General features: G+C 55.7%; 2 protein-coding genes and 1 pseudogene. All 3 read left to right on the forward strand.

The features are described 5' to 3' along the window. A partial coding sequence (locus NP77_RS19075; RefSeq protein WP_039661313.1) for a DUF3304 domain-containing protein occupies positions 1-424 on the forward strand: 424 nt, incomplete at its 5' end. Further along, a complete protein-coding gene (locus NP77_RS19080; RefSeq protein WP_039661314.1) occupies positions 412-2868 on the forward strand; it encodes a DUF2235 domain-containing protein in 2457 nt (818 codons plus the stop codon). The genes NP77_RS19075 and NP77_RS19080, both read left to right, overlap by 13 nt. A 49-nt stretch (positions 2869-2917) precedes the next feature. Next, positions 2918-3046, forward strand: a pseudogene (locus tag NP77_RS23875) (DUF3304 domain-containing protein); the annotation flags it as partial.

Here is a 3046-nt window from a genome sequence, read left to right on the forward strand (position 1 = left end):
AATCAACCATACCAAATGGGCCATCAACCATTTCAGCGTCGATGGTCAGTCCGGCATTGATGCTATTGGCCCCTGGCAGGGGGGAGGTGGTGGCTGCTGCTATGGTGTGCCGGCGAAGTGGCGGCCCGGAATGACGGTAAAAATTGACTGGGAAAGTGGTGAAGCATCTACAAAAGGATTTCCGGGATTTGCAAATACGGAAAAGTATTTGGCCTGGGAAAAAAAAATGAGTGCTAATAATCGCCAGCACAGCGCGGTGGTACCGGTACCGGACTATTCGGGGCAGGAAACCTGCGGGATCACAGTGCATTTTCTGCCCTGCGATGAGGTGAAAGTGACGACCAGCTGTGCGAACTATGGCCATCCGGAACACCCGATCAAAGAGCCTCTTAAGATGCCGGAGCCCAGAGTATGTCCGAAATAATCACCGAACTGGCGTGGTTCCCGCCGGCGTTTCCGGCTCAGGGGCGTTTACCCACTCAGGCTGCGCTGGTCGGTACAAACTGCGCGCAGCAGGACAGTCACGAGCTGGCCTGGCGGCAGGAACTGTGTCTGGCCGCCGGGCGACGCGTGGAGCCCCCGTGCTGTAAAACGTTGCATATCAGCCTGTTTTTCGACGGTACCGGCAATAACCTTAATCATGATTTATATATTGCTGACCCGAAGCACCCCACCAATATTGCCCGTCTGTTCCGCGCCACTATCGGCCAGGGCTATGCCGGAGGGCTGGCGAGTAAAACAGCGGAGTTGCTGGATGCCCGCGGCAGCGGCGAGGATAAGTACTACAAATATTATATCCCCGGCGTCGGGACGCCTTTCCCCGAGGTGAACGATCTGGATTTCAGCATGATGGGGCTGGCGGCAGCGACCCAAGGGGAGGACCGTATCAACTGGGGTCTGCTGCGGATTATCGATGCCCTGAAGCGGACGATGGGCCTGGATACGCTCTCGGACGACGAAAGCTGGAGCGCGGTAGATAAAATGGCGACCTCTATGGCGTCCTTTGGGCTGACCGGAGCGGCCAACCGTTTTGAGACCTTCCAGAGCCTGCTGAAAGAGATGACACCAGATCTGCAAAAGGCCCGGGTGCCTGTCGAACCTGGAAAGCCGAAGCTGTTAGGGATCAAACTTTACGTGTACGGCTTCTCGCGCGGGGCAGCAGCGGCGAGGGCTTTTGTTAACTGGCTCAGTGAGCTGCTGCCAAAGCCTGAGGAGGGAAAAGACAAACCCGAGCAGTGTCTGGCGGTGGAGGGGCTGAAAATTCCGCTCAGCGTTGAGTTCCTCGGCCTGCTGGATACCGTGGCCTCGGTGGGTGTGGCGCATATCGCCCCGGTGGTGGAAGGGCATATGGGCTGGGCGAACGGGACCCAGGAGCTGCCGGCTGAGAAGATTTACGGCGGGTTGATTAAGAAGTGCGTTCACCTGGTCTCTTCTCATGAGCAGCGGCTCTGCTTCCCGCTGGATTCGATTCGCCGCCCGGATGGTAAGTATCCGGCGAACAGCCTTGAAGTGGTTTATCCGGGGATGCACTCGGATTTAGGAGGAGGTTATCCACCAGGAGATCAAGGTAAGGCGAATGATAGTGAAAACAGGAGTTTTTTACTTCTGTCTCAAATTGCTTTGCATGATATGTATGCATCTGCATTTTCATCAGGAGCACCCCTGAAAGTAACTAAAAATGTACTTCCTCAAGATATATCTTTAGAAACTTGGCGGATTATGCCTTTCGATGTGGTTGATGAATTTGATATCGACACTTCATTAGTCAATCGTTTCAATGCCTGGCGCGAAATAACCCTCGGCCTTACAGCTCACGATGAACCCCTCTCCCCCGAACAAGCCGCAAACTACGATCCGCCACGCGCGCCGGTCAGCCTGGAGAAAGCCCTTGAAAATCAGATGGGCTGGATCACCGCGTGGCGTATCAATCGCTATGCCGGTGGAACCTACAAAACACAGCGCTTCTATGTTGATTCGGCGGCTAACGGGCTGGATAAAGACAGCGATCCGCTGGTCAGAAAGCAGTCTGAGGAAGACTGGAAAGAAGCAAAGAGAAAAATTGACGATCTTCGCCGGGCCATGAAAGCCGCCCACACTGCGGAAGAGGGCTTCCTGATGCTTCCGCCGGGCCCGAAGGATTTCGACGCCGCACTGGCGCAAACTCAGCTGCGCCAGGCCGCCGAAGAGTTCAGGGAAGATTACAGCGGCCTCTCCCGGTCGGATACCGGGAACTGGCTGTTTACTGCAGTTGATTCAATGAGTAACGCCGTCTTCCTGCTGAATAACGACAATCAGTACGGTGAGTGGCTGAAAATAAAAACCGCGGGTGACGATCGCAAGGACGTGCTTTTCCCGGCGACCGGAGAAGCGAGCAGCGCGACCGGGTCTGCCGGGCTGACGCGCGCGCTGTTTGACGATCAGGTTCATGATTCCCGCGCGTGGTTTATGCACAACGCCTTAGGCTCCCGCGAACCCTGGGGCAGCTATTTCCTCTACCGGATGATCTATTTCGGCAACTGCAGCAGTAAGCCGATGACGCCGTTGATGATTGCCGGGGCGGTGGTTGGCGCCGCGACGCTTGCCGCAGGCGCGGCCGTTATCATTAAACAGAAAACCGTGAAGGGCAAACTTGCGGGTCTTGCCGGTACTGCGGGGGGCATTTATTTCGAAAAACAGGCCATCGATCTGCTTTCCGGTAAACCATTACCGATGCTGTCTGATGCCACACAGCTGCAGGCGCCAACGATGGAGCCCGGCACGGTGGTTGCACAGCAAACTCAGATCATCAGCGATCAGCGGCTGGCGCTGGCAAAATCGATGATTGAGTCCAGCTGGGCGGAAAATCTAAAGGCAACTGTAAAGCCCTGATTCAGGGAGGAATTAAGGATGAAAGCAGTGATACGCGAGGGCGATACTCTGCGGGAACACGGTGCACTTTATGCTCTGCGATGAAGTCAGGGTGACCACAAGCTGTGTGAGCCCTGGCAGACCGGGCTATCCAGTTAATGAGCCGCTGCAGATGCATGAGCCCAGAGTATGTCCGAAA

This window comes from Pantoea sp. MBLJ3 (genome assembly GCF_000816655.1).
Classification (GTDB): Bacteria; Pseudomonadota; Gammaproteobacteria; order Enterobacterales; family Enterobacteriaceae; genus Pantoea; species Pantoea eucalypti.